Below are 24,973 nucleotides of genomic sequence, written 5' to 3' on the forward strand. Positions count from 1 at the left end.
AGGGGTAGGCAACTGCTCGCCGGGAAGCGTGCGTGAGGGTGATTTAGCTCGATCGTGTGATCGTCGGCTTTCGGGCTTGCGGTGTCCAGTTCAGGCCGGAGTAACGTGAGCGACGCGATCTGGGACGCCGAGCGCGGTGCCGGCGTGCGGGGCCCCTGCTCCACCAGCGAGATGGTTCAGGGCCTCCCCGTCGCCTCTGGCCGCGTTCATATGGCCAGGTCGTGAGGGACTCCGCCCTTCCGGGACCGGACCACGGACAGGATCCGTGTCGCCACCCGGTTGCGAAAGCGGACGACCAGTGCGCCCAAGACCGTTCGGGGCGTGCCAGTGCGCGGACTCACTCCCGCTCACTGCCCAGGAACGGTAGCGGGAAGGGTGGGGCTGCGGGGGGCGGCATACGGGAGGCCGGGCTCAGGTGCGGGGCGGCGTGCCGGAGGCGGGGCTCAGCTGCCGGGGCAGTATGCCGGAGGCCGGGCCCAGCTGCCGGGTGCCGGCACACCGAAAGCGCGGCTCAGGTACGGGGCGACATACCGAAGACGCCGCTCAACTGCCGGATGCCGGCACACCGGAGGACCTGGCTCAGCTGCGCGGCTCGCGCCACATCGGCCGCATCTGCGGGCCGTCCGGCAGGTCGAGGGGGGCGCCGACGAGCTCGAAGCCGAGGCGCTCGTAGAGCTTGCGGCTGCGGGCGTTGCTGGCCTCCAGATAGGCGGGCAGGCCCTCGCGGTCGCAGCGGTCGAGCACCGAGGCGATGAGCGCCGTGCCCAGGCCCTCGCCCTGGTGCTCGGGGGCGACGCCGATCATCCACAGGTAGGCGTGGGCGCGGCCCGAGGGGTGAATACCGGCGGTGAGCCGGCCGATGACTTCGACGCGCTCGTTGTCGGGGTCGACGGCGGCGCGCACCTGGGCGGGGCCGTCGTCCTCGCCGGTGTCCTGGCCGTCGCCCTGACCGTGGTCGTCCGCCGCCGGTACGGACAGCCACAGCGCGCACGCCGTGCCGTCCTCGGTGACGTCCACACGGCCCTCGGCGAACACGATGTCGGTGAACGCGGCCATCAGCCTGGGGTGCGTCGTACGGCGGTGCTCGTCGCCGGGGAATACCCAACGACTGACCGGATCGTCCTGGAAGGCCGCGTCCAGCAGTCGGACGACCAGCTCACGGTCGTCCGCGCTCGCCGTCCGGATCACCACGCCCATGTTCCGCCCCTTCGCGTCAACTGCCCTTGACCGTACGAGCGTTGAGCCTATCGGGACGAACCGGCGAGGTCCCGCACACCGTGGGGATGTGCGGGACCCGCCCGACCGGAGCCGCCGACAGCCGCGCGGGGTCAGGACCGCACGGCCCCGACGGCTCCGGGGTAACTTCAGCTGCTGCGCCGCGTCACGAACTCCGCCAGCGCCAGCAACCCGCCCGCCGCCTCCGGGTCGGACACCGCGCGGGCCAGCTCCTGCATGGCGCGGGCCATGCGGTCGGCGGCCTGGACCTGCGCCCAGTCGCGACCGCCCGCCCGCTCCACGGCGAGAACAGTCCGCTCCAGATCCCCCTCCTCGTACGGAACGCCGTACAGCTCGGCCAGTTCTCCGGCCGCCGGCGTGCCGGAGGTGAGCGCGGCGACGACCGGCAGCGACTTCTTGCGGGCGACGAGATCCGCACCGACCGGCTTGCCGGTGCTGCCGGGATCGCCCCATATGCCGATCACGTCGTCGATGAGCTGGAAGGCGAGCCCGGCCTCACGGCCGAACGCGTCCAGCGCCTCGACGTCCTCCTCCGGTGCCCCCGCGTACAGGGCGCCCAGCGCGCAGGCGCATCCGAGCAGCGCTCCCGTCTTGGCCTCGGCCATGGCGAGCGCCTCGTCGAGGGTGACATCGCCCGGGCGGCACAGCTCCAGGGCGGTGTCCGCGTGCTGGCCGGCGCACAGCTCGACGACACAGTCCGCGAGCCGGGCGGCGGCCCGGGCGGACGCCGGATGGGGATCCTCGGCGAGCAGCCGCAGGGCGAGCGCCTGAAGCGCGTCCCCGGCGAGGATCGCGTCGGCGTCACCGAACACGGTCCACGCGGTGGCCCGGTGCCGCCGGGTGGTGTCCCGGTCCATCACGTCGTCGTGCAGCAGCGTGAAGTTGTGGATCAGTTCCACCGCCGCGGCCGCCCGTACGGCCGCCGTCCGCGCCCCCGGTCCGCCCAGTGCCGCAGCCGCGGTGAGAACGAGCGCGGGGCGTATGGCCTTTCCCGCGTTGCCCGCCGCCGGACTGCCGTCCGCCTGCTCCCAGCCGAAGTGGTAGAGCGCGATACGGCGCATGGAGCCGGGCAACGACTCGAGGGCGGAACGCAGCTCGGGGTCGACCGACGTCCGGGCCCGCTCCAGGATCACCCCGGCCTCGTGCCCGTCGAGCGGATGCGCGCCCGCGGAGTGCCCGCTGGGGTGTCCGGCGCACTGTCCGGTGGACTGTGCGCCGACGCCCTGCTTCGTCTCCGTCATGAACTCGGCCATGGGGTCCCCCTCGGCAGTCCGCGGACCGTCGCGTCTGCTCTGTGGCTGGGCGCGTACGACCGGGGTGTACCCGCCCCGAAGGGCGGGGACACGGCTTTCAGGTGCGGGGACGTCACCTCCAGCGGCCGATCTCGACGTTCTCCAGGACGCCGAGCGCGTCCGGCACGAGGACCGCGGCCGAGTAGTAGGCCGTCACCAGGTACTTGATGATCGCCTGCTCATTGATCCCCATGAAGCGCACCGACAGGCTCGGCTCGATCTCGTCCGGGATGCCGGCCTGCTGAAGACCGATGACGCCCTGCTCGGCTTCGCCGGTACGCATGGCGATGATCGAGGTCGTACGGGCCTCGGTGACCGGGATCTTGTTGCACGGGTAGATCGGCACGCCGCGCCAGGTGGGAATCCGGTTGCCCGCCATCTCGATGGTCTCCGGGACGAGGCCGCGCTTGTTGAGCTCGCGCCCGATGGCGGAGATCGCGCGCGGGTGGGCGAGCAGCAGCTTGGTGCCGCGCCGCCTGCTGAGCAGCTCGTCCAGGTCGTCGGGGCTGGGCACGCCGTCGTGCGGCTGGAGCCGCTGGTCGTACTCGCAGTTGTGCAGCAGCCCGAACTCGCGGTTGTTGACGAGCTCGTGCTCCTGGCGTTCCTTCAACGCCTCGACCGTCAGCCGGATCTGCTGCTCGGTCTGGTTCATCGGCTGGTTGTAGAGGTCGGCCACGCGGGAGTGGATGCGCAGTACGGTCTGGGCGATGCTCAGTTCGTACTCGCGGGGCCTGGCCTCGTAGTCCACGAAGGTGTGCGGGATGTCCGGCTCGCCGTCATGGCCGGCCGCGAGGTCGATCTCCTTCTCGCCGAACTTGTTGGTGCGCTGCGAGGGGATCGCGCGCTGCTCCTGGAGGTGCCCGCCCAGGGACTCGGAGCGCTCGGCGACCTGCTCGACATGCTGGCGGGGCAGGACGAGCACCGTGCACGCGGTGACCGCCCGGGCCGTGTACTCCCAGATGGTGTCCGGGTCGAGGAGCCCCTGGTCGCCGAAGTACGCGCCGTCGGCGAGGACTCCGAGGACCGCGTCGTCGCCGTACGGGCCGGTGCCGACCTTCTCCACCCTGCCGTGCGCCAGCAGGAAGACCTCGTCGGTCTGGCTGCCGAACTCTGCGATCACCGCCCCCGCGTCGAACTCCCGTTGCTCGCAGCGCCGGGCGAGCTCGGTGAGCACCTCCTCGTCTTCGTAGGACCGCAGTGCGGGAAGCTCGCGCAACTCGGCGGGGATCACCTCGACGCGGTCACCGGTCTTCACGAACGTCACCCGGCCGTCCCCCACGGCATAGGTGAGGCGCCGGTTCACCCGGTACGTGCCACCCTGCACATTCACCCAGGGCAGCGTGCGCAGCAGCCAGCGGGAGCTGATCTCCTGCATCTGCGGTACGGACTTGGTGGTGGTGGCCAGGTTCCGCGCGGCCGCCGTGCCGAGGCTCTGCTGCGGCCTGTCCTGCTCGGTGCGGACCTCTTCGCCTACCGACATAAGGAATTGCCCTCCCGGTTTGCCCGGCGCTGATCTGCGCCACGCGTCGATCTCCACGCACAAGCCTTCCATCACGGACCGTTCCGGTGCTATTACACGAACGAGCGGGAATGGATCACCGTCCGACTGGGCACATAGGGGGATCCCGTCCAACACCGCCTTCCACTTCGCCTGTCCGGGGACCGGACAGAGGTTGTCCGGATCGGCTCGCACGCCGTGCGGACGAGTAGTCCGGATCCTCCGCTAGTCCGGATCCTCCGCTTCCGATACAAGCAAGCGGTATGAGGCGGCCGCGCACGGCGGTCGGCGTGCAGCGTGAAGGAGGCGGCCATGGCCTCACCCATGTCCGCGGGTGGTTTCCTGGCCCGATTGCGGGCGGAGGGGATCAGCGTCGTCGAGGTCGGCGACTGGGAGCACCACAACCGCAACCACAAGGGTCCGTGGGGCCCCGTCCACGGCGTGATGATCCACCACACCGTGACCAAGGGCAGCGAACGCACGGTGAAGCTCTGCCGGAACGGCTACGAGGGCCTCCCGGGCCCGCTGTGCCACGGCGTCATCACCAAGGACGGCCGTGTGCACCTCGTCGGCTACGGCCGCGCCAACCACGCCGGTCTCGGTGACGACGACGTCCTGCGCGCGGTGATCGCCGAGAAGGCACTCCCCCACGACAACGAGGCCAACACCGACGGCAACCGTCACTTCTACGGCTTCGAGTGCGAGAACCTCGGCGACGGCAAGGACCACTGGCCCGAGGCCCAGCTGGACGCGATCGAGAGAGCGGCCGCCGCGATCTGCCGCCACCACGGCTGGACGGAACGATCGGTCGTCGGCCATCTGGAGTGGCAGCCGGGGAAAGTGGATCCGCGGGGCTTCACGATGGCGTCGATGCGCAAGCGGATCCGGGATCGCCTGAAGTGACCTGACGCGACCGCACCGGACAGATGACGTCAACGGGTGGCGACAATGGAGCTGTGACCAGCCCCGACGCCTCCGACCTCGCCGCCCTCCGCCCACGGCTCCCCTCGCCGTTGCAGGAGGTCACCGACGACCGCTTCACTCGCCGGGGCGTCCGCCTGCTGCTCAAGCGCGACGACCTGATCCACCCCGAACTCGTCGGCAACAAGTGGCGCAAACTCGCCCCCAATATCATCGCCGCAGCCGGCCGTACGGTCGTCACCTTCGGCGGCGCGTACTCCAACCACCTGCGCGCCACGGCCGCGGCCGGCCGCCTCCTGGGCATCCCCACGATCGGTATCGTGCGGGGCCAGGAACTGGCCGACCGCCCTCTCAATCCCTCCCTCGCCAGGTGTGTGGCCGACGGCATGCGGCTGCACTTCGTCGACAGGACGACATATCGACGCAAGGGCGAGACGGAGATCCAGGCGAGGCTGCTGCGGGCGGCCGGCGCCGAAGGGGCGTACGTCGTCCCGGAGGGCGGCAGCAACGCGCTTGCCGTACGAGGCTGTCGGGAGCTCGGCGAGGAGCTGCGGGGGCAGGCCGATGTCGTCGCGCTCGCCTGCGGTACGGGCGGCACACTGGCCGGGCTGGCGGCAGGACTGGAGCCCGGGCAACGGGCGTTGGGCATACCGGTGCTGAAAGGCGCCTTCCTGGCGGCCGACATCGAGCGGCTCCAGGAGCAGGCCTTCGGCGAGCGGCGCGGCGACTGGGCACTCGACGACCGCTTCCATTTCGGGGGCTACGGCCGTACCACCGCCGAACTCGACGCCTTCGCCAAGGACTTCGAGGAGCGGCACGGGGTGGTGGTCGAGCGTCTCTATGTCGCCAAGTTGCTGTATGGGCTTGTCGTGATGATGGAGGAGGGGGCGTTCGGGAAGGGGGATGCGGTGGTCGCGGTGGTGACCGGGGCGCCGTTCGGCCGGTGACGGGCGGGACTTCCGGCTGAAGCCGCGCTTGGGCTGCTTCTTGGCCGGATGCTCACGCCGCCTCCCGATAGGCGGCCGCCTCCTCCAGGTCCAGCCGGCGCAGCAGCGTCCGCAGCATCTCGTCGTCGATGTGGCGGGCGTCACGGAGCTTGACGAAGACCGCGCGCTCGGCGCTGATCATCTGCCGGGCCAGACGGCGGTAGGTGTCGTCGACGGTTTCGCCGGTGAGGGGGTTGACCTGGCCGAGGCGTTCCCAGACGGCGTTGCGGCGGCGTTCCAGGACGCTGCGGAGGCGGTCTGCGAGCGGCGGTGGGAGGGCGTTGCGCTCGTCGGAGAGGAGTTCGTCCAGGCGGCGCTCGGCGGCCCGGGAGGCCTGCGCCTGGGCGTTCGCCTCCGCGAGGGTCTCGGCCTGGGCGTCCCGGCCGGGAAGTTTCAGGAGGCGGATCAGCGGGGGCAGGGTGAGGCCCTGGAGGACCAGTGTTCCGATGACCGTGGTGAAGGTCAGGAAGAGGATGAGGTTGCGCTCGGGGAAGGGCTCGCCGCCATGCATCGTCATCGGGATGGAGAAGGCGATGGCCAGGGAGACCACGCCTCTCATGCCGGCCCAGGAGATGACGAACGGCGCCTTCCAGGTGGGGTTCTCCTCGCGTTCCCGGATACGGGCCGACAGGTGGCGGGGCAGGAAGGTCGCCGGGTACACCCACACGAACCGGGTCACCACGACGACGAGGAAGACGGCGACCGCGTACCAGGCGGCGCGGCCGCCCTCGTACTCCCCGAGGCCCCTGAGGATCACGGGCAGTTGCAGTCCGATCAGGGCGAACACCGCCGACTCCAGGACGAACGCGACCATCCTCCACACCGCGTCCTCCTGGAGGCGGGTCGCGAAGTCGACCTCCCACGCGCGGTGTCCGAGATAGAGCGCGACCGTGACGACCGCGAGAACACCGGAGGCGTGCACCTGTTCGGCGGCGGCGTACGCCACGAACGGGATCAGCAGGGACAGCGTGTTCTGCAGCAGCGCCTCCTTGAGGTGGGTGCGCAGCCAGTGGATCGGCACCATCAGCACCAGCCCGAAGCCGACGCCGCCGACCGCCGCGAGCAGGAACTCGCCGATCCCGCCGGCCCAGGTGGCGCCCTCGCCGACCGCCGCCGCCAGGGCCACCCGGTAGGCGGTGATCGCGGTGGCGTCGTTCACCAGCGACTCACCCTGGAGAATCGTGGTGACCCGGGAGGGCAGCCCGACCCGGCGCGCGACGGCCGTGGCCGCGACCGCGTCCGGCGGCGCCACCACCGCGCCCAGCACCAGCGCCGCGGTCAGCGGCAGGTCCGGCACGATCAGGTAGGCGGCCCAGCCCACGGCGAAGGTCGCGAAGAGGACGTACCCGACGGACAGAAGTGCCACGGGCCGCAGTTGTGCGCGCAGATCCAGGTACGAGCTGTCGGTGGCCGCCGTGTACAGCAGCGGGGGCAGGATGAGCGGCAGCACGATGTGCGGATCAAGGGTGTAGTCCGGGACCCCTGGGACGTACGAGATCACGAGCCCGGCGGCGACCAGCAGCAGCGGTGCCGGCACGGGGGTCCGGCGGGCGGCCGCGGCGATCACCGCGCTGCCCGCCACCAGCAACAGCAGGGGCATCACATCCATGATCCTCGCCCACCCTCGTTCATCGTCCTTCGCCCGCCCTCGGTATTCCGCGCGGTCGTCCGCACAGCCGTCGTAACCTGGCAATCATGAAACAGTGCACGCACGCCGACGCGCTGCCGCACCCGGAACCCGGGCCGCTGAGCGAGACCTGCCTGGAGTGTCTGGCGTCCAGCACACACCCGGTACAGCTTCGGCTGTGCCTGACCTGCGGCCACGTCGGCTGCTGCGACTCCTCTCCGCATCGGCACGCGACGGAGCACTACAAGGACTCCGGACACCCGATCATGCGGACCTTCGAGCCCGGTGAGGCATGGCGGTGGTGCTTCGTCGACCACGTCCTCGTATGACCCTCGATCCGGACGGTTCGACCGTCTGACGCCTGGGTACGTCAACCCGGCGCGCGCTCTTCCCAATTGGGTCCGCGAACCCCCTAGCCACGGAGCGTGTTCGCATGTTTACTATGAGTGACAGCGTGGGGTTGGGGTCCTGGGGACAGGAAAGTCGAGAGCGCGGTAGCGTCACCGCAGAACCACGTATCGCGTTATCCCGGGGGGCGACCCTCGGCCCCGAGAAGCTTGTACCACCTTGGAGGTGAGGGTGTCCCAGATCGCAGGCGAGCCCGCGACCCAGGACTTCGTCGAAGTCCGGCTGCCGGCTGCGGGTGCCTACCTGTCGGTGCTGCGTACGGCCACGGCCGGTCTCGCGGCCCGTTTGGACTTCACCCTCGACGAGATCGAGGATCTTCGCATCGCGGTGGACGAGGCCTGCGCGATCCTGCTGCAGCAGGCCGTGCCCGGCTCCGTACTCAGTTGCGTCTTCCGCCTTGTCGACGACTCACTGGAGGTCACCGTCTCGGCGCCGACCACGGACGGTCACGCCCCCGCGCGGGACACCTTCGCCTGGACCGTGCTGTCGGCCCTCGCGGGCAAGGTCTCATCGGCGGTCGACGAGGACAAGACCGTTTCGATCAGCCTCTACAAACAGCGCGGCGCGGGACCCGGGCCGGCGTGAGGGACGGGGACGGGCCGGTGCGGGACGAAGAGCGCGGCACACGGGAGCTGCCGGTCGCCGAGGACACGGGCGGCCCGAGCACGTCCCGACGCATGGCGGACGGCATCGACGGCATCCCCGAGCAGGCCCGTCCGCACCCGGAGGACGACTCCTCGGAGACCGGCGTCGTGGACGACGGGCAGGGTGATCGGGAAGGTGCCGTACAGAGCACGCCTCTGGACGGACGGATCGGGGTGTCCCCTGTCCGAGCGCAGGCGAGGGCTCGGGGAAGGGCTACGGGCGGGACGATGAGCGAGCACGAGCGAGACGACGAGAAGGCCCCGCAGCGCGTGCAGGCCACGCGGCACGACCCTCAGGACCGCAGCGGGGCGCGTGCCTTGTTCCTGGAGCTGCGCACCCTGAAGGACGGCAGCCCGGAGTACGCGGAGTTGCGCAACAGGCTGGTCCGCATGCACCTGCCGCTCGTCGAGCACCTCGCGCGCCGTTTCCGGAACCGGGGAGAGCCGCTGGACGACCTCACCCAGGTCGCCACCATCGGCCTGATCAAGTCGGTCGACCGCTTCGACCCGGACCGCGGGGTGGAGTTCTCGACGTACGCGACCCCGACGGTCGTCGGCGAGATCAAGCGGCACTTCCGCGACAAGGGCTGGGCGGTGCGGGTGCCGCGCAGGCTCCAGGAGCTGCGCCTCGCGCTGACCACGGCCACGGCCGAGCTGTCCCAGCAGCACGGCCGCTCCCCGACGGTGCACGAGCTGGCCGAGAAGCTGGCCATCTCGGAGGAGGAGGTCCTGGAGGGCCTGGAGTCCGCCAACGCGTACTCCACGCTGTCCCTGGACGTCCCCGACACCGACGACGAGTCCCCGGCGGTCGCGGACACCCTGGGCGCGGAGGACGAGGCGCTGGAAGGCGTCGAGTACCGGGAGTCGCTCAAGCCGCTCCTCGAGGACCTGCCCCCGCGCGAGAAGCGGATCCTGTTGCTGCGGTTCTTCGGCAACATGACCCAGTCGCAGATCGCGCAGGAGGTCGGCATCTCGCAGATGCACGTGTCCCGGCTGCTGGCCCGGACACTGGCACAGCTGCGGGAGAAGCTGCTGGTGGAGGAGTAACGCCTCAGGAGTAACGCTCCGGGGGCAATGCTTCGGGAGCAATGCTTCGTGAGCAACGCCTGCGGCGGTTACTTCTGCACGTTGCCGGGCCCCCGGATCCCGAGGGCCCGGGTCGTCTCCGCATTGATGAGCAGCACCAGCGCGGCCAAGGCCACGACGGCGAGCGCGATGCCCGCCGGGATCGCCACGCTGTCGGCCTGAAGCAGGTTGTAGGCCACCGGCAAGGCCATGATCTGGGTGATGACGGCCGGCCCCCGGCTCCAGCTGCGCCGGGCGAGCAGTCCGCGCGCGGCGAGCAGCGGCAGCAGCGCGAGCACGATCAGGGTGATGCCGCCGGTGACGGCCGACTGCCGGTCGTCCGGGTCCCCCGCGAAGCCCTCCACCAGCATCCAGGCACCGCCGACGGCCAGGGCGAGCCCCTCCAGCGCGGTCAGCGCCGCCGCGGCGGTCAGCCGGCCGGGACGGGGCTCCGCCGCTCGGGCGGCTTCCGCGGCTTCGGGGGTGGGGTTTTCAGCGCTCACCCCAGCAGGGTAACTCTCGGTCCGTACGCCCTCGTGGCAAGGTTCACGCCCGGAAGTCTTACTTGATCCCTACCTCGCCCTGTGCCCGGTACCACCCAGTAGGTACGCTGCAACTCATGCGTGCACTTCTCGTGGTCAATCCGGCGGCAACCACCACAAGCGCACGTACGCGCGACGTCCTGATCCACGCGCTCGCGAGCGAGATGAAGCTCGAGGCGGTCACCACCGAGTACCGAGGCCACGCGCGCGACCTGGGCCGCCAGGCGGCGGAGAGCGCGGACGTCGACCTGATCGTGGCCCTCGGCGGCGACGGCACGGTCAACGAGGTGGTCAACGGCCTCCTACACGCCGGCCCCGACCCGGAGCGCCTGCCCGGCCTCGCGGTGGTCCCCGGCGGCTCGACCAACGTCTTCGCCCGCGCCCTGGGGCTGCCCAACGACGCCGTGGAAGCCACCGGCGCCCTGCTCGACGCCCTGCGCGAGGGCAGCGAACGCACGGTCGGCCTGGGCCTGACCTCGGGTACCCCTGGCACGGACGACGAGGCCGTGCCGTCCCGCTGGTTCACCTTCAACGCCGGACTCGGCTTCGACGCCGGTGTGGTGGGGCGCGTCGAGCAGCAGCGCGAGCGCGGCAGAAGGTCCACCCACGCGCTCTACGTCCGCCAGGCGATGCGCCAGTTCTTCGGCGAGGCGCACCGGCGGCACGGGACGATCACGCTGGAGCGGCCGGACACGGAGCCGGTGACCGATCTGGTCCTCTCCATAGTCTCGAACACCTCTCCGTGGACCTTCCTGGGCAATCACCCGATGTACGCGTCACCTAAGGCCTCGTTCGATAAAGGCCTCGACGTACTCGGTCTCAGCCGTATGACGACGACCGCGGTTGCCCGGTATGGCACCCAGTTGCTCACTTCGTCCCCCGAGCGTGGACCGCACGGCAAGCACGCGGTATCCCTGCACGACCTGGACCAGTTCACCTTGCATTCGAAGGTGCCGCTGCCCCTCCAGATGGACGGCGACCACCTCGGACTGCGTACGAGCGTGACGTTCACAGGCGTACGCCGTGCACTGCGTGTGATTGTGTGAGCAGAAGGGGCCAAAGTCCTTTCACTCGAACGTTTAGACCAGGGTCCACCCCATGGAAGTACGGCTGTGACCTAGTCGACACCGAGGAATCAAAAAAAACTTTCCGGAAGGGGTTGTATCCGCCGCTGAGGTTTGCGAGTCTCTACGTGGCGATCGGGACGGCCCGCAGCATCGGCCTCAGCAGATCACCGGAACCCCTCTCCAAATCACAGGACCACACCAGGAAACCTGGCAGTCGGCCCTTCACTTGTTGAGGGATTCGTGAAAGCGTTCACATTCACAAGCAACTTGCATGTAATACCAAGGAGAGGTAGCAGCCATGGACTGGCGTCACAACGCCGTTTGCCGCGAGGAAGACCCCGAGCTCTTCTTCCCCATCGGCAACACCGGTCCTGCGCTGCTGCAGATCGAGGAAGCCAAGGCCGTCTGCCGTCGCTGTCCCGTTATGGATCAGTGCCTGCAGTGGGCGCTCGAGTCCGGCCAGGACTCCGGCGTCTGGGGTGGTCTCAGCGAGGACGAGCGCCGCGCCATGAAGCGCCGCGCCGCCCGCAACCGGGCCCGTCAGGCTTCTGCCTGACACACCCGCCCCGCAAACAGCCTGAGCTTGGCGGCGCGTACAGCGAGTACGCATCTCCCGCCCCCGAGCCGCAGCGCGCAGTACCCCCGATGCGCAGCAAATGCTGGCAACGAGCATGTTGGGCCCCGGACCTTGAACGGTCCGGGGCTCTTTGCTGTGCGCCGACTCCGGTCCGGCCTCTCGCGCGGCGCTACTTGTGTGCCCGCACCGGAATGTCCAGGATCACCTGGGTTCCCCGCTCGGGAGCCGGAACCATGTCGAACGTGCCGCCCAACTCGCCCTCCACCAGGGTTCGTACGATCTGCAGGCCGAGGTTGCCGGCGGTGTGCGGGTCGAAGCCCTCGGGGAGGCCGACACCGTCGTCCTGGACGGTGACGAGGAGGCGGGACTCCTTGGTGGTGCCGCCCCGGACCGCGGAGACCTCCACGGTGCCGGTGTCGCCCTCGCGAAAGCCGTGTTCCAGGGCGTTCTGAAGGATCTCGGTCAGAACCATGGACAGCGGTGTGGCGACCTCCGCGTCCAGGATGCCGAAGCGGCCGGTGCGCCGGCCGGCGACCTTGCCCGGCGAAATCTCGGCGACCATCGCGAGGACTCGGTCGGCGATTTCGTCGAACTCCACGCGCTCGTCCAGATTCTGGGACAGCGTCTCGTGCACGATCGCGATGGACCCGACCCGCCGGACCGCCTCTTCGAGCGCCTCGCGGCCGCTCTCGGAGTCGATGCGCCGGGCCTGGAGTCTCAGCAGCGCCGCCACCGTCTGGAGGTTGTTCTTGACGCGGTGGTGGATCTCCCTGATCGTCGCATCCTTGGTGATCAACTCGCGCTCGCGGCGGCGCAGTTCCGTGACGTCGCGGAGCAGCACCAGTGAACCGATCCGGGTGCCCTTGGGCTTGAGCGGGATCGCCCGGAACTGGATCACACCGTCGCGGGCCTCGATCTCGAACTCGCGCGGCGCCCACCCGCTGGCGACCTTGGCGAGCGCCTCGTCCACCGGCCCGTGGGTGGGCGCGAGTTCGGCGGTGGTCTTGCCGAGGTGGTGGCCGACGAGGTCGGAGGCGAGGCCCATCCGGTGGTAGGCGGACAGCGCGTTCGGCGAGGCGTACTGGACGACGCCGTCCGCGTCCAGGCGGATCAGACCGTCGCCGACGCGGGGCGAGGCGTCCATGTCGACCTGCTGGTTCGCGAACGGGAAGGAACCGGCCGCGATCATCTGCGCGAGGTCCGAGGCGCTCTGGAGGTACGTCAGCTCCAGGCGGCTCGGAGTGCGCACGGTGAGGAGGTTGGTGTTGCGCGCGATGACACCGAGCACGCGCCCTTCCCGTCGTACGGGAATCGACTCGACGCGGACCGGGACCTCTTCGCGCCACTCCGGGTCGCCCTCGCGCACGATCCGGCCCTCGTCGTGGGCGGCGTCCAGCAGGGGGCGGCGGCCGCGGGGGACGAGGTGGCCGACCATGTCGTCCTGGTAGGAGGTGGGGCCGGTGTTGGGCCGCATCTGGGCTACGGAGACATAGCGAGTGCCGTCGCGGGTGGGGACCCACAGCACGAGGTCGGCGAAGGAGAGGTCGGAGAGCAGCTGCCACTCCGAGACCAGCAGGTGGAGCCACTCGAGGTCGGAGTCGTCGAGGGCCGTGTGCTGGTGTACGAGTTCGTTCATGGAGGGCACGTGTGCGAGCGTACCCGGGCATTTGGGCGGGCCCGAAAAACACCCGCGGGCCGCGGCGCCTGAGAGGGACCCTCAACCCTCCCGGCACCGCAGCCCGGAGCAACATCGACCGTGGGGTGTGCGGTCCCAGTCGGCCGAAGGATGAGGACCCGGGGCAGTCAGGGCAGAGAGCTCCGGTTCCTCGGTCCGCCTTCCTGTGCGGGGAAGGCGGAAGCATGCGCGTTTTTACTTGTCCCTACGCATTGTGGACTAGACCACTTCGTGTGTCCATGCGTTGAAGCCTGTTTGTTGTTGGGACTTTTTCCGCGGGCGTCGCTACGGTGTCCCCAGTAGTAGGACGCCCTGGCATCCACCACGCAGCCTAACCCGTGTGGGTTCATGTGCGGGGCCAGATGGTCATGGCAATTTCCGCGAGCGCTTCCAACTCCCCCCGGCTCGCGCCGTCGCGCGCCTGTTGGGACATGCCCTGGATGATCGCGCCGGTGTACCGGGCGAGGGCGGCGGCGTCGGTGTCGGGCGGGAGTTCGCCCGCGGCGATGTCGGCCCTGATACGGCTCTCGAACGCGGCGATGTTGGCGTTGCGACGATCCCGCAGGGACTGCTCGATCTCGGGGGTCGTGCAGTTGGTCGCCGCATGGATCACGAGACAGCCGGAAGGGTGGGCTGGGTCGGTGTACTCGACGGCGGCCTCCCGCAGCATGCGCTCGACGGCGGCACAGGCCGTGGGCTCCTCGGCGAGGGCGCGGTCACCGAAGGAGCCGTACTTCGTGCCGTACTCCCGCACGACCTCCTCGAACAGCGAGCGCTTGTCGCCGAAGGCCGCGTAGAGGCTGGGCGCACCGATGTCCATCACGCGGGTGAGGTCCGAGACCGATGTGGCCTCGTAGCCGTGCTCCCAGAAGGCGAGGAGCGCCTTCTCCAGCGCGGTCTCGCGGTCGAAGGAGCGGGGGCGGCCCCGGGGCTTGGGTGCGGTCCTGGCCTGCGCTTTCGTCTCCTCGCTGCTCACCATGGAGTGAATTGTATAGCGGGTGCTAGAGAAATGTCGGGGTCGTGTTGTACGGTCTTTTCTGTAGCGACCGCTAGAAAATGCGAAGGGGGCGCCGACATGGGCGTACTTGCGGGCAGGACGGCTCTGGTCACCGGGGCGAGCAGGGGCATCGGCCGAGGAATCGCTGAGCGGCTGGGGCGCGACGGCGCCCGGGTCGCAGTGCACTACGGCAGGAACGAGGCGGCGGCCAAGGAGACGGTGGCGGCGATCGAGGCCGCCGGCGGCTCGGCCTTCGCGATCGGGGTCGAACTGGGGCTGCCGGGAGACGCCGAGGCCCTGTGGGAGGAGTTCGACCGGCACGCGGACGGCCTGGACATCCTGGTGAACAACGCCGCCATCGGGAGCACCAGGCCGATCGAGGAGCTCGACGAGGAGCAGTACGACACGGTCTTCGCGGTGAACGTGAAGGCACCGTTCTTCCTGGTCAAGCACGGCATGCCCCGCCTGCGGGACGGCGGCCGGGTCATCAACATATCGTCGGGACTCGCCCGGACAGCGGCGATGCCGAACAACATGGCGTACGCCATGACGAAGAGCGCGCTGGACGTGCTCTCCCGGGACCTGTCGAAGGTGCTCGGCCCCCGGAACATCACCGTGAACTCGGTGGCACCGGGGATCATCGCCACCGACAACACGTATGAACTGCTGCACAAGAGCGAGGACGCGTGGGCGGACGCGGCGGCGCTCTCGGCGCTGGGCCGGGTGGGCGAGACCGGCGACGTCGCGGACGTGGTGGCGTTCCTGGCGTCGGATGGCGGCCGGTGGGTCACGGGGAGTTGGGTGGACGTGACGGGAGGTTCGCTGACGTAGGACTCCGCCGGCTCAGCGCGCCTGCGTCCCCCTTGTTCTGCTACCTGGGCCGTAGGAGCCGCCTCTGTTAGATTGGTCTAAACCACATAGGCCCTATCGGGTCATAGGTGAGTGCCCCTCTTCAGATCGGCAGGCCCAGCGTGGAAGTTGTCATCGTTCCGGACGCCAAGTCGGGCGGCGAGCTCATCGCCGAGGCCATGGCACAGTTGCTGCGGCGCAGGCCCGACGCCCTGCTCGGCGTGGCCACCGGCTCGACGCCGCTGCCCATCTACGAGGCGCTGGCGGCGAAGGTGCGCTCCGGTGCCGTGGACGCCTCTCGGGCGCGGATCGCGCAGCTCGACGAGTACGTGGGGCTGCCCGCCGAGCACCCGGAGTCGTACCGCTCGGTGCTCAGGCGTGAGGTGCTGGAGCCGCTCGGGATCGGGATGGAGGCGTTCATGGGGCCGGACGGCACGGCGGAGGACGTGCAGGGGGCATGCGAGGCGTACGACAGGGCGCTGGCCGCGGCCGACGGGGTTGACCTTCAGCTGCTCGGGATCGGCACCGACGGGCACATCGGGTTCAACGAGCCGTGCTCCTCGCTGGCCTCGCGGACGCGGATCAAGACGCTGACCGAGCAGACCCGTGTCGACAACGCGCGGTTCTTCGACGGTGACATCGAGCAGGTGCCGCACCACGTCATCACGCAGGGCATCGGGACGATCCTGGAGGCGCGGCACCTGGTGCTGCTGGCGACGGGCGAGGGCAAGGCCGACGCGGTCGCCGCGACCGTGGAGGGACCGGTCGCCGCGGTGTGCCCCGCCTCGGCTCTGCAGCTCCACCCGCACGCCACGGTCGTGGTCGACGAGGCCGCCGCGTCCAAGCTGAAGCTGGCGGACTACTTCCGGCACACGTACGCCAACAAGCCGGACTGGCAGGGGATTTAGCGGGAGCGGGATGCGCGAAGGTGCCGGCCGCACCGGGGAGGGCTGACCGGCACCTTTGTCATGCGGGTGGGGTGGCCGGGCGGGGTTGGGGCCCGCCCGTGAACGGGGAGCTTGTCCGCCGGGTGGGTCGGCGTCCTGCCCGTGCGGGGGCCGCCCGCCGGATGGAGTTGGAGCCCCGGCCCGTGCGGGAGCCTGACCGCCGGGCGGGACTGACTCACCGCCCGCATGGCGAGCCTGTCCGCCGGGCGGGTTGGGGCCCTGCCCGCGCGGAGCTCGCCCGCCGGGCGAGATTGGCGCACGGCCCGCACGACGAGCCTGTCCGCCGGGTGCCGCCCTGCCCGCGCGGGAGCCTGACCGCCGGGCGGGGCCCGGCCCGTGCGCGGCCCCCGCCTTCCGAGCGGGATGCAGGCCGCCCGTACGTACAGGGGCCTGCCCCTCCCCCCTACGGAGGCCTGTGCTCCAGGCCCGCAGGAGCCGTCGTGCCGGGCGGGTGCAAGGTCCCGCCGGTGGGCACTGCCTTGACGCCGTCCCCGCCGTCCCCGCCGCCCCCGCCTCGCCAACCGGCTACACCCCCGCGATGGCCTCCGCCGCCACCCGCCCGCAGACGCGGGCCGCGCCGTGGGTGGCGATGTGCAGGGCGCCTCGGGGGGTGGCCTGGGGGAGGCCCATTTCGACCACGATCGTGTCGGGGCGGGCCGCCAGCAGGGTGTCGAGGGCCGCCGCCGTCCAGGGGTGGCGGTGTTCGTCGCGGACGACGGCCACGATGCGGCGCCCGTCGGCCGACCGCAGGGCCGTGTGTGCGGCGTCCTCGTCGGTGAAGGTGCCCGTCCGCGTGCCGGGGAGCAGGCGGGACAGCTCCGCGGCCACGCCCCAGGGGGTCTCGTCGCCCACGGCGAAGTTCGCCACCGGGGTGAACGCGGCGACGTACGGCGGTTCGGTGAGCGGGGTGAAGTTCTCCCCGCCGGTGAGCCGCAGGGCGCGCCGGGCCGCGCGCAGGCCGACGTCATCGCCGAGGGAGTCCGGCAGGACGTCCCCCGCTGTGCGGGCCGCCGACGCCGTCCACCGGGCCAGCTCGCGTACCCGTTCCGCGGCCTCCGCCAAGCGGGCCTCGGGGAGTTCGCCGGTGCGTACGGCGGTGATCAGGGCGTCGCGCAGGCGGCGTACCGTCGCGTCGTCGGCCAGGCCGCCGCCCACGCAGATGGCGTCGGCGCCGGCGGCGAGGGCGAGGACGCTGCCGCGTTCGATGCCGTAGGTGCCGGCGATGGCCTGCATCTCCATGCCGTCGGTGACGATGAGGCCGTCGTAGCCGAGTTCGCGGCGGAGCAGGTCGGTGAGGATCCGGCGGGACAGAGTGGCCGGGCGTTCCGGGTCCAGGGCCGGGACCAGGATGTGGGCGGTCATGAGCGCTCGGGTGCCGGCGGCGATGGCCGCGCGGAACGGGGCCAGTTCGCGTTCGCGCAGCGCCGGGGCGTCCACGTCGATGCGGGGCAGCGCGTGGTGGGAGTCGACCGCCGTGTCGCCGTGGCCCGGGAAGTGCTTGGTGCAGGCGGCGACGCCGGCCGACTGGAGGCCGGTGACGTAGGCCGCCGTGTGCCGGGCGACCAGGTCGGGGTCGGCGCCGAAGGACCGTACGCCGATCACCGGGTTCGAGGGGTTCGAGTTCACGTCGGCCGACGGGGCCCAGTTGAGGTTCACGCCGCAGGCCGCGAGGCGGCGGCCGAGTTCCGACGCCACCTCCTGCGTGAGCGAGGTGTCGTCCACCGCGCCCAGCGCGTTGTTGCCCGGGAAGCTGGAGCCCGTCCGCACCTCCAGGCGCGTCACGTCTCCGCCCTCCTCGTCGATCGCGACCAGGACGTCGTCGCGTTCGGCGCGCAACTGGGCCGTCAGCGCGGCGAGTTGTTCGGGTGAGGCTATGTTGCGGCCGAACAGGCCGACGGAGGCGAGGCCCTCGCCCAGGCGGCGCAGCAGCCAGTCGGGGGCGGTGGTGCCCGGGAAGCCGGGCTGGAGGACCGTCAGCGCGTCGCGCGTGAGAGTGTCTGTACCGCTGGCGAATGTCGTCATCGGGTGCGTTATCCCTTCACGGCGCCCGCGGTCAGGCCCGCGGCCATCTTGCGCTGGACGAGGAGGAAGAGGACGACGATCGGCACGGCCATCATGGTGGATCCGGCCATCATCGGGGCGTATTCGGTGCCGTGCTTGGTGGTGAAGTTGCCGAGCCAGACGGTCGCGGTCTGGTTCTTCTGGCTGAGCAGCATGAGGGCGTACAGGTACTCGTTCCAGGCCTGGATGAAGCCGTAGACCGAGGTGGCGACCATGCCGGGGGCCAGCAGCGGGAACACCACCCGGATGAAGGCGCTGGTGCGGGAGCAGCCGTCGACCATCGCCGCCTCCTCCAGTTCCTTCGGGATGTTGACGACGAAGCCGCGCAGCGTCCACACCGTGAAGGGGAGGATGAAGGTCAGGTAGGTGATGATCAGACCCGTCAACCGGTCGTACTGGCCGAGGTCGTTCAGGAGCAGGAAGACCGGGATGATCATGGCGACCAGCGGGACCATCTGGACCGCGAGGATGCCCACGATCACGATCTTCCGGCCGCGGAAGGCGAAGCGGGAGATGGCGAGCGCGGCCAGCAGGCCGACGACCATGCCGATCAGGACCACCGCGAGGGACACGACGAGGCTGCGGCCGACCGGACCCCAGAAGTCCGCGATGTCCAGCGCGCGGCTGAAGTTGGACAGGGTGAGGCCGGTGGGCAGCACGCTCGGGTCCGGGTCGATGGCGTCCTTGGCCGGCTTGAACGCCGTGTTGAGCATCCAGTAGACGGGGAAGCCGGCGGTGACGAAGACGAGGAGGCCGAGGAGGTTCCAGCCGGCCTTCGACTTCCGGCGCACGGGAGTCGAACCGGAAGTCGCCCCGGGTGCCCGTACGGGAGTCGTCAGCGTACTCATTCGACCTCTCCGATCTTCAGCATCTGGCGCATGTAGACGGCGACCACGCCGAGCAGCAACAGCACGGTGAGCAGGGCGATCGCCGAGCCCTGCGCGTAGTCGTTGACCACGAAGGCACGGTCGTAGGAGTAGGTGGTCAGGATCTGGAACTCGGCCTCGGGATGGCCGTTGCGCATCACGAAGACCTGCGGGAAGACGCCCATGTCCCAGATGACCGACAGGGTCGTGAGCATCACGATGATCGGCTTGAGGATGGGCAGCGTGACGTACCGGAAGACGCCCCAGGCGCCGGCGCCGTCGAGGCGGGCCGCCTCCTCCAGTTCCTGCGGGACCTGGGTGAGGCCGGCGCTCAGCGTGATCACCACGAAGGGCACGGCCCCCCAGACCACCAGCAGCATGATCACGGCCAGGCCCTGCGGCCCGCTGGCGAACCAGTTGTGGCCGATCATCTCCACGCCCGGCAGCTTGCTGAGCAGCGCGTTGAGGATGCCGTAGTCCGCGTCGAACAGCCACTTGAAGACCGTGGTGGCCACGATGATCGGCATGCCCCAACTGGCCACCAGCGCGATGTTGATGAGCGTCTTCACCCAGCCGGAGACCCGCTGGAGCAGAAGCGCGATCAGCATGCCGATGACCATCGTGAAGATCACGCAGCCGGCCGCGAAGACGATCGTCCGTACGACGACCGCCCAGAACTCGCTGTCCCCGAGCACCTTGGTGAAGTTGTCGAACCCGACCGACTCGGCCGGCTGGAAGCCCCACAGCTGGGACTGCCCGAACTTCTGGAAGGAGAGGGTGACCAGGCGTACCAGCGGATAGCCGAGGACGAGCCCCAGGATCAGCAGGCAGGGGGCGAGCAGGAGCCAGGGGGTACCCGCTCCGCCGGCGGCCCGCCCGCTGGGTGGCTTCTTGGCGACGGCCGGTGGTGGGGGTGCCTGCCGCGGCGGCACCTTGGCAGGGGTAGTCGTGTCGGCACTCATCCGCGCGCTCCTCAGCGGTCCCTCAAGGTCCTACAAAGCCCTCGTACGCCCCACAGACGCGGTCCGTACGACAAGCAGGGCCCCGCCGGTGTCAACGGGGCCCTGCCCTTGGTCACTTGGTGTTGATGACCTCGTCGATCGCGGCGTCCGCTTCCTTCGCGGCGTCCTCGACCGACTTCTTGCCGGTGCCGATGCTCTGCAGCATGGTCTGCAGGACCTGGGCCTTCTCGACCTGGCCCCAGCCCGGTGCCATCGGGACGAACCAGTTGGACTCGGCCGCGGTGGCCGGGACCGCCGTCGCCGGGTCGTTCTTCAGCGTGGCGAGGTCGGTCCTGTTGTTGGGCAGGTTGCCCTTGGCGATCAGGCCCTTCTGGCCGGAGGCGCCGGTGAAGGCGTTGATCCACTCGGCGGCGACCGCCTGCGCGTCCGACTTCACCGGGACGGCGAGGTCGCTGCCGCCGAGGAAGACGGGGAGGTTCTTGCCGGACGGGCCGGGCATCACGAAGTTCTCGACGTTGTCCTTGAGCTTGCCGGTCTTGTCGTTCTCCGGGGCCGCGGCGGTCGCGCCCTCCCAGGCGGGGGCGAAGATCATGCCGGACTTGCCCTGGCCGTAGACGATGTAACGGTCGGACTCGTCCTTGGTCTTGTCGCCGTGCATGTACGTGTCGACGACCTTCTGGAACTCCTTCAGGCCCTTGACGGACTCCGGCGAGGAGAGGTTGCCCTTCCACTCGCCGCCCGACTCGACGGCGATGGAGCCGCCGGCGTCGTAGACGAAGGACATGGCCGCGTACCAGTCACGGGTGGGCTGGTACCAGGCGCTGAACTTGTCGCCCTTGTCCTTCTGGACCTTGTCCAGGGCGGCGGTGAGCTCCTCGTACGTCTTCGGGGCGGACTTGACGCCCACCGAGGCGAACAGGTCCTTGCGCCAGTTGGCGACGCGACCGCCCGCGTAGTAGGGGACGCCGTACGTCTTGTCCTCGTACGTCACCGAGGCCTTGAGGCCGTCCAGCCAGGCGGATGAGTTGTCGAACTTCGCCGGATCGAGGGGCGCGAAGGCGCCCTTGACCATGTAGCTCAGCATCTCGGTGTTGCCCATCTCGACCACGTCGGGGGCCTTGTCGGTGGCGAGGACCGCGTCGAGCTTGGCGTTCTTGTCGGGCCAGCCGTAGTACTCGTGGTTGATCTTGATGCCGGGGTGTGCCTTCGCGACCGCGGCGTCGGCCGCCTCCACCAGCTCCGGCCAGTTGTTCTGGGCGTCGACGGTGAGCCAGACGGTGAGCTCCTTGGCGTCCGCCCCGCTCTTGTCCGAGCCCCCGCTGTCGCTCTCGCCCCCGCACGCCGCGATGGAGACCATCATGCCCGCGATACCGATCGCGACTGTCAGCTTGCGCTTCACGCCACCCTCCTCAGGGATGCCCACAAACCCCCCTGCTTCCCTGCGGCTGACCTGGGTCTGCCCTCGGGGCCGGGACTGGACCAATGGTGTAGACCAGTAGGGGGAGCTTGGCCCAGACCAATAGGGCTGTCAAGAGTGCTCCCCTGGGCTTCAGCGGTCCGTTACGGGACCGCGATATGCAGGGATCCTTCATTACGAGCCCGGCAGATCGGACAGACCACTGGACGACTCTGTGGACTAGACCAGCGGGCGGCGTGAGGGTATACAGAGGGGATCACGCAGCGTGCGGGACATCCCGGTACGCTGCCGTGCCACGATGTGAGCCGTGGCCGACGGGACGTCGGCCGCTTCGGCACCCGGAGCCGGGAAGGCAGAACATGAGCACCGACGTCAGCAGTGCGGAGAACGAGGGTGGGGCGACCGTCCGTACCGCGCGCGTGCCCAAGTACTACCGCCTGAAGAAGCATCTCCTCGACATGACGGAGACGCAGTCGCCCGGCACCCCCGTGCCGCCCGAGCGCACCCTGGCCGCCGAGTTCGACACCTCGCGCACCACCGTGCGCCAGGCCCTTCAGGAACTGGTCGTCGAGGGGCGCCTGGAGCGGATCCAGGGCAAGGGCACCTTCGTCGCCAAACCCAAGGTCTCGCAGGCGCTCCAACTCACCTCCTACACCGAGGACATGCGCGCCCAGGGCCTCGAACCCACCTCCCAGCTGCTCGACATCGGCTACATCACCGCCGACGACCGCCTCGCCGGCCTGCTCGACATCACGACCGGCGGACGGGTGCTGCGCATCGAGCGCCTGCGCATGGCCAACGGCGAGCCGATGGCCATCGAGACGACGCACCTGAGCGCGAAGCGCTTCCCGGCACTGCGCCGCAGCCTGGTGAAGCACACATCCCTCTACACCGCGCTCGCCGAGGTGTACGACGTCCATCTCGCCGAGGCCGAGGAGACCATCGAGACCTCGCTGGCCACCCCGCGCGAGGCCGGCCTGCTCGGCACCGACGTGGGCCTGCCGATGCTGATGCTGTCCCGCCACTCGGTGGACCGGCAGGGCGAACCGGTGGAATGGGTGCGGTCCGTCTACCGCGGCGACCGCTACAAGTTCGTGGCAAGGCTCAAGAGGCCCCAGGACTAGGACGGGTCCCAGCACCCGGACGAGTACTGCACGCGGTCGTCGGTGGCGGTGATGGCCCTGGTGGCGAGCATCATCGACCCCGGTCTGTATTTCATCTCCCCCGCCGACCTCGCCCAGGCGGCGGACGAGTCGGCCTACGACCGCTATGTCGCGCACGTACGCGCGGAGCGCCCGCAGGCCCCGGCGCCGTCCCGGCGCGACTTCGAGCGGATGCGCACGGAGCGGCAGGAAGCGGACCCCCAGCAGGGATTGGGAACTGCTGGGGTCTGACTGAGTGCGAGTGCGTTCTGGCGTGTGTGAGTGAGTGCTGAGGCTCCCGGTCGGCGGCTGGGTGTTGCTGTCCCGGGATGGGAATCAGAGTTCGCCTGTCGAATGTGTGACCTTTTCGGGTGGTGCTCGTTGGGTGTGATGACCGGCTTTTCGAGGGGCTGTATGGGGGTGTGGGGTGGGCAGGTTGCGGGAGCTTGCGGCGTCGTTTGTCGTGCCCGGTCCCACGGGTGTGGCGGTCCGTACCCGGTTGAAGCAGATCGCGCCCGCCGATGAGAAGGTCCTCGCGCTGGTGGGCGCGCACCTCGGCTCGCTCGCCTCCGGTGATCTGAGGGCGCGGTGCGCGGATGGTCTGGAGCACTCCGCGGAAACGTGGGCTGCCCGTAAGCGGGGCCTGACGCCGGTGTCGTCGTCCCGCTGGGCCGGGTCGATCACCAAAGCCAGCCACGACCAGTGGGCGCTCGCCCGCCGTGGCCAGCTCGCCCACATCCAGTCCCTGGAGGCGGGGATCCGTACGATCGCGCACCGGCTGTCGCTGCCGGTCGGCGCGAAGGGCTCGAGGAAGGCGCCCGGCGGCTACCGCAGCACACAGGAGTGGCACGCCAAGTCCCGCCGCCTGTACGTGCTGCAGGACCGTCTGGAGCGCGAGCGCGCCGACCGTGAGGCCGGGACCGTGCACGTGGTGCGGGGCGGTAAGCGGCTGGCCCGCACCCGGCACCACCTGCCTGCCGCGCAGCTCACCGAGACCCAGTGGCACCGGCGGTGGGAAGCATCACGCTGGTTCCTGCAGGCCGACGGCGAATCCGGCAAGAGGTACGGCAACGAGACCCTCCGCGTCAGCCCGGACGGCGAGGTCAGTATCAAGCTCCCGGCCCCGCTCACCGAGCTGGCCAATGCCCCGCACGGCCGGTACGTGCTCGCCGCGACGGTGTGCTTCCCGCATCGCGGGCAGGAGTGGGCGGACCGGGTGGAGGCGAACCGGGCGGTGGCTTACCGCATCCACTGGGACGTGGCCCGTGACCGCTGGTACCTGACCGCGTCCTGGCAGATCCCGGTGTCGAAGACCATCCCCCTGGCCGCCGCCCTCGCACAGGGCGTGATCGGCGTCGACACGAATGCCGATCACCTCGCCGCCTGGCGCCTCGACACCCACGGCAACCCCATCGGGAATCCGCGCCGGTTCTTCTTCGACCTGTCCGGCACTGCCGATCACCGCGATGCCCAGATCCGTCACGCCCTCACCCGTCTGCTGCACTGGGCCAGGATCTGCGGCGTGAAGGCCATCGCGGTCGAGGACCTGGACTTCGGCGCGGAGAAGACCCGCGAGAAACACGGCCGCAAACGCCAGTTTAGGCAGCTCATCTCCGGCATGCCCACCGGCAGACTCCGCGCCCGGCTGACCTCGATGGCCGACCAGACCAGCATCGCGGTCATCGCCGTGGACCCGGCCTACACCTCGAAGTGGGGCGCCCAGCACTGGCAGAAGCCCCTCACCGGCACAACGCGTAAGACCACTCGCCACGACGCTGCCGCCGTGGCGATCGGACGGCGCGCCCAAGGGCACCCGATCCGGCGACGGACGACACCGCCCCCACACGACCGGAGCGATCGTGTGGGGCATCGGACCGTCCAGGCCGGACCGGGAACCCGTGGGCGTGAGGAAACCCGCCCCCGCATTCCCGGACCACGGACACGATCCGTGCCGCCGGACCGCGGAGCGAACGCGGGCAACCAGAACGCCCAACACCGCTCGGGGCGTTCGGCTGAGCATGGATCCTGGCAACAGGACTCACTCCCGCTCAGCCTTTAGGAACGGTTCCGCTGCTGCTGAGAGGGAGACGGGCACGGGGCCGAAGGGGGGACACAGAACCACCACATACCGATATGCGGACGAGGTCTTCCGCTCTCCTGACACCGTCGCCTAGATTGCCTGCGCGTTGCACAG

The 24,973-nt window shown here is 70.0% G+C and carries 23 protein-coding genes; 12 read left to right on the forward strand and 11 right to left on the reverse strand.

The annotated features are described in order from the left end of the window. Window positions 1-579: 579 nt before the first annotated feature. The 3 genes from AC5P09_RS00005 to AC5P09_RS00015 form a co-directional block, all read right to left on the reverse strand. Entirely contained in the window at window positions 580-1,197 is a 618-nt protein-coding gene (locus tag AC5P09_RS00005; RefSeq protein ID WP_493871805.1) for a GNAT family N-acetyltransferase, read from the reverse strand. Between the two features lie 167 nt (window positions 1,198-1,364). Next, entirely contained in the window at window positions 1,365-2,489 is a 1,125-nt protein-coding gene (locus AC5P09_RS00010) for a family 2 encapsulin nanocompartment cargo protein polyprenyl transferase (protein WP_493871806.1), read from the reverse strand. Window positions 2,490-2,601: 112 nt separating this feature from the next. Further along, window positions 2,602-4,008, reverse strand: coding sequence for a family 2B encapsulin nanocompartment shell protein (locus AC5P09_RS00015; protein ID WP_493871807.1), 1,407 nt, complete (start codon window positions 4,006-4,008; stop codon window positions 2,602-2,604). A gap of 330 nt (window positions 4,009-4,338) precedes the next feature. Between AC5P09_RS00015 and AC5P09_RS00020 the strand changes: the two genes are divergently transcribed. Both AC5P09_RS00020 and AC5P09_RS00025 read left to right on the forward strand, forming a co-directional pair. Further along, window positions 4,339-4,929, forward strand: a complete 591-nt coding sequence (locus AC5P09_RS00020) for an N-acetylmuramoyl-L-alanine amidase (protein WP_493871808.1) — start codon at window positions 4,339-4,341, stop codon at window positions 4,927-4,929. Window positions 4,930-4,952: 23 nt separating this feature from the next. After that, entirely contained in the window at window positions 4,953-5,894 is a 942-nt protein-coding gene (locus AC5P09_RS00025; protein ID WP_493871809.1) for a 1-aminocyclopropane-1-carboxylate deaminase/D-cysteine desulfhydrase, read from the forward strand. A gap of 52 nt (window positions 5,895-5,946) precedes the next feature. Here the strand turns inward: AC5P09_RS00025 and AC5P09_RS00030 are convergent, their stop codons facing one another. Further along, window positions 5,947-7,542 (reverse strand): Na+/H+ antiporter, encoded by a 1,596-nt coding sequence (locus tag AC5P09_RS00030; protein WP_493871810.1) that lies wholly within the window; start codon window positions 7,540-7,542, stop codon window positions 5,947-5,949. Window positions 7,543-7,628: 86 nt separating this feature from the next. Between AC5P09_RS00030 and AC5P09_RS00035 the strand changes: the two genes are divergently transcribed. The 3 genes from AC5P09_RS00035 to AC5P09_RS00045 all read left to right on the forward strand — a co-directional run bounded on the left by AC5P09_RS00035 (window position 7,629) and on the right by AC5P09_RS00045 (window position 9,659). Beyond that, on the forward strand, window positions 7,629-7,889 hold the full coding sequence (locus AC5P09_RS00035; RefSeq protein WP_493871811.1) for a UBP-type zinc finger domain-containing protein: 261 nt from the start codon (window positions 7,629-7,631) through the stop codon (window positions 7,887-7,889). Between the two features lie 250 nt (window positions 7,890-8,139). Continuing rightward, complete coding sequence (locus AC5P09_RS00040; RefSeq protein ID WP_019058277.1) at window positions 8,140-8,553, forward strand: ATP-binding protein; 414 nt, start codon at window positions 8,140-8,142, stop codon at window positions 8,551-8,553. Then, window positions 8,550-9,659, forward strand: coding sequence for an RNA polymerase sigma factor SigF (locus AC5P09_RS00045; RefSeq protein ID WP_493871812.1), 1,110 nt, complete (start codon window positions 8,550-8,552; stop codon window positions 9,657-9,659). Before AC5P09_RS00040 ends, AC5P09_RS00045 begins: the two co-directional genes overlap by 4 nt. Window positions 9,660-9,727: 68 nt before the next feature. Here the strand turns inward: AC5P09_RS00045 and AC5P09_RS00050 are convergent, their stop codons facing one another. After that, complete coding sequence (locus AC5P09_RS00050) at window positions 9,728-10,180, reverse strand: hypothetical protein (protein ID WP_493871813.1); 453 nt, start codon at window positions 10,178-10,180, stop codon at window positions 9,728-9,730. Window positions 10,181-10,296: 116 nt separating this feature from the next. On the opposite strand from AC5P09_RS00050, the gene AC5P09_RS00055 reads away from it, so the two are divergent. Beyond that, window positions 10,297-11,265: a diacylglycerol/lipid kinase family protein gene (locus AC5P09_RS00055; RefSeq protein WP_493871814.1), complete on the forward strand. Its 969-nt coding sequence runs from the start codon at window positions 10,297-10,299 to the stop codon at window positions 11,263-11,265. A gap of 319 nt (window positions 11,266-11,584) precedes the next feature. Continuing rightward, a complete protein-coding gene (locus tag AC5P09_RS00060; protein WP_006142322.1) occupies window positions 11,585-11,842 on the forward strand; it encodes a WhiB family transcriptional regulator in 258 nt (85 codons plus the stop codon). 190 nt (window positions 11,843-12,032) lie between these two features. Here AC5P09_RS00060 and AC5P09_RS00065 read toward each other — a convergent pair whose 3' ends face one another. Together AC5P09_RS00065 and AC5P09_RS00070 are read right to left on the reverse strand one after the other, a co-directional pair. After that, window positions 12,033-13,508, reverse strand: a complete 1,476-nt coding sequence (locus AC5P09_RS00065) for a sensor histidine kinase (protein ID WP_266433940.1) — start codon at window positions 13,506-13,508, stop codon at window positions 12,033-12,035. A 376-nt stretch (window positions 13,509-13,884) separates the two neighbouring features. Continuing rightward, a complete protein-coding gene (locus tag AC5P09_RS00070; protein WP_493871815.1) occupies window positions 13,885-14,517 on the reverse strand; it encodes a TetR/AcrR family transcriptional regulator in 633 nt (210 codons plus the stop codon). Window positions 14,518-14,613: 96 nt separating this feature from the next. On the opposite strand from AC5P09_RS00070, the gene AC5P09_RS00075 reads away from it, so the two are divergent. After that, a complete protein-coding gene (locus AC5P09_RS00075; protein ID WP_493871816.1) occupies window positions 14,614-15,366 on the forward strand; it encodes an SDR family oxidoreductase in 753 nt (250 codons plus the stop codon). A 140-nt stretch (window positions 15,367-15,506) separates the two neighbouring features. After that, window positions 15,507-16,292, forward strand: coding sequence for a glucosamine-6-phosphate deaminase (gene nagB / locus AC5P09_RS00080; protein WP_493872286.1), 786 nt, complete (start codon window positions 15,507-15,509; stop codon window positions 16,290-16,292). A gap of 564 nt (window positions 16,293-16,856) precedes the next feature. Here the strand turns inward: nagB and AC5P09_RS00085 are convergent. The 4 genes from AC5P09_RS00085 to AC5P09_RS00100 form a co-directional block, all read right to left on the reverse strand. Then, window positions 16,857-18,353, reverse strand: a complete 1,497-nt coding sequence (locus AC5P09_RS00085) for a glycoside hydrolase family 3 protein (RefSeq protein ID WP_493871817.1) — start codon at window positions 18,351-18,353, stop codon at window positions 16,857-16,859. An 8-nt stretch (window positions 18,354-18,361) separates the two neighbouring features. Continuing rightward, window positions 18,362-19,240: a carbohydrate ABC transporter permease gene (locus tag AC5P09_RS00090; RefSeq protein ID WP_493871818.1), complete on the reverse strand. Its 879-nt coding sequence runs from the start codon at window positions 19,238-19,240 to the stop codon at window positions 18,362-18,364. Then, a complete protein-coding gene (locus AC5P09_RS00095; RefSeq protein ID WP_493871819.1) occupies window positions 19,237-20,220 on the reverse strand; it encodes a carbohydrate ABC transporter permease in 984 nt (327 codons plus the stop codon). The genes AC5P09_RS00090 and AC5P09_RS00095 overlap by 4 nt, the downstream gene beginning before the upstream one ends. A gap of 112 nt (window positions 20,221-20,332) precedes the next feature. Then, entirely contained in the window at window positions 20,333-21,619 is a 1,287-nt protein-coding gene (locus tag AC5P09_RS00100) for an extracellular solute-binding protein (protein WP_493871820.1), read from the reverse strand. 377 nt (window positions 21,620-21,996) lie between these two features. On the opposite strand from AC5P09_RS00100, the gene AC5P09_RS00105 reads away from it, so the two are divergent. The 3 genes from AC5P09_RS00105 to AC5P09_RS00115 all read left to right on the forward strand — a co-directional run bounded on the left by AC5P09_RS00105 (window position 21,997) and on the right by AC5P09_RS00115 (window position 24,838). Beyond that, window positions 21,997-22,761, forward strand: coding sequence for a GntR family transcriptional regulator (locus AC5P09_RS00105; RefSeq protein ID WP_493871821.1), 765 nt, complete (start codon window positions 21,997-21,999; stop codon window positions 22,759-22,761). Window positions 22,762-22,803: 42 nt separating this feature from the next. Beyond that, on the forward strand, window positions 22,804-23,031 hold the full coding sequence (locus tag AC5P09_RS00110; protein WP_493871822.1) for a YbdD/YjiX family protein: 228 nt from the start codon (window positions 22,804-22,806) through the stop codon (window positions 23,029-23,031). Window positions 23,032-23,242: 211 nt separating this feature from the next. Continuing rightward, complete coding sequence (locus AC5P09_RS00115) at window positions 23,243-24,838, forward strand: nuclease/transposase family protein (RefSeq protein ID WP_493871823.1); 1,596 nt, start codon at window positions 23,243-23,245, stop codon at window positions 24,836-24,838. Window positions 24,839-24,973 lie beyond the last annotated feature (135 nt).

The organism is Streptomyces sp. a15 (assembly GCF_059026085.1).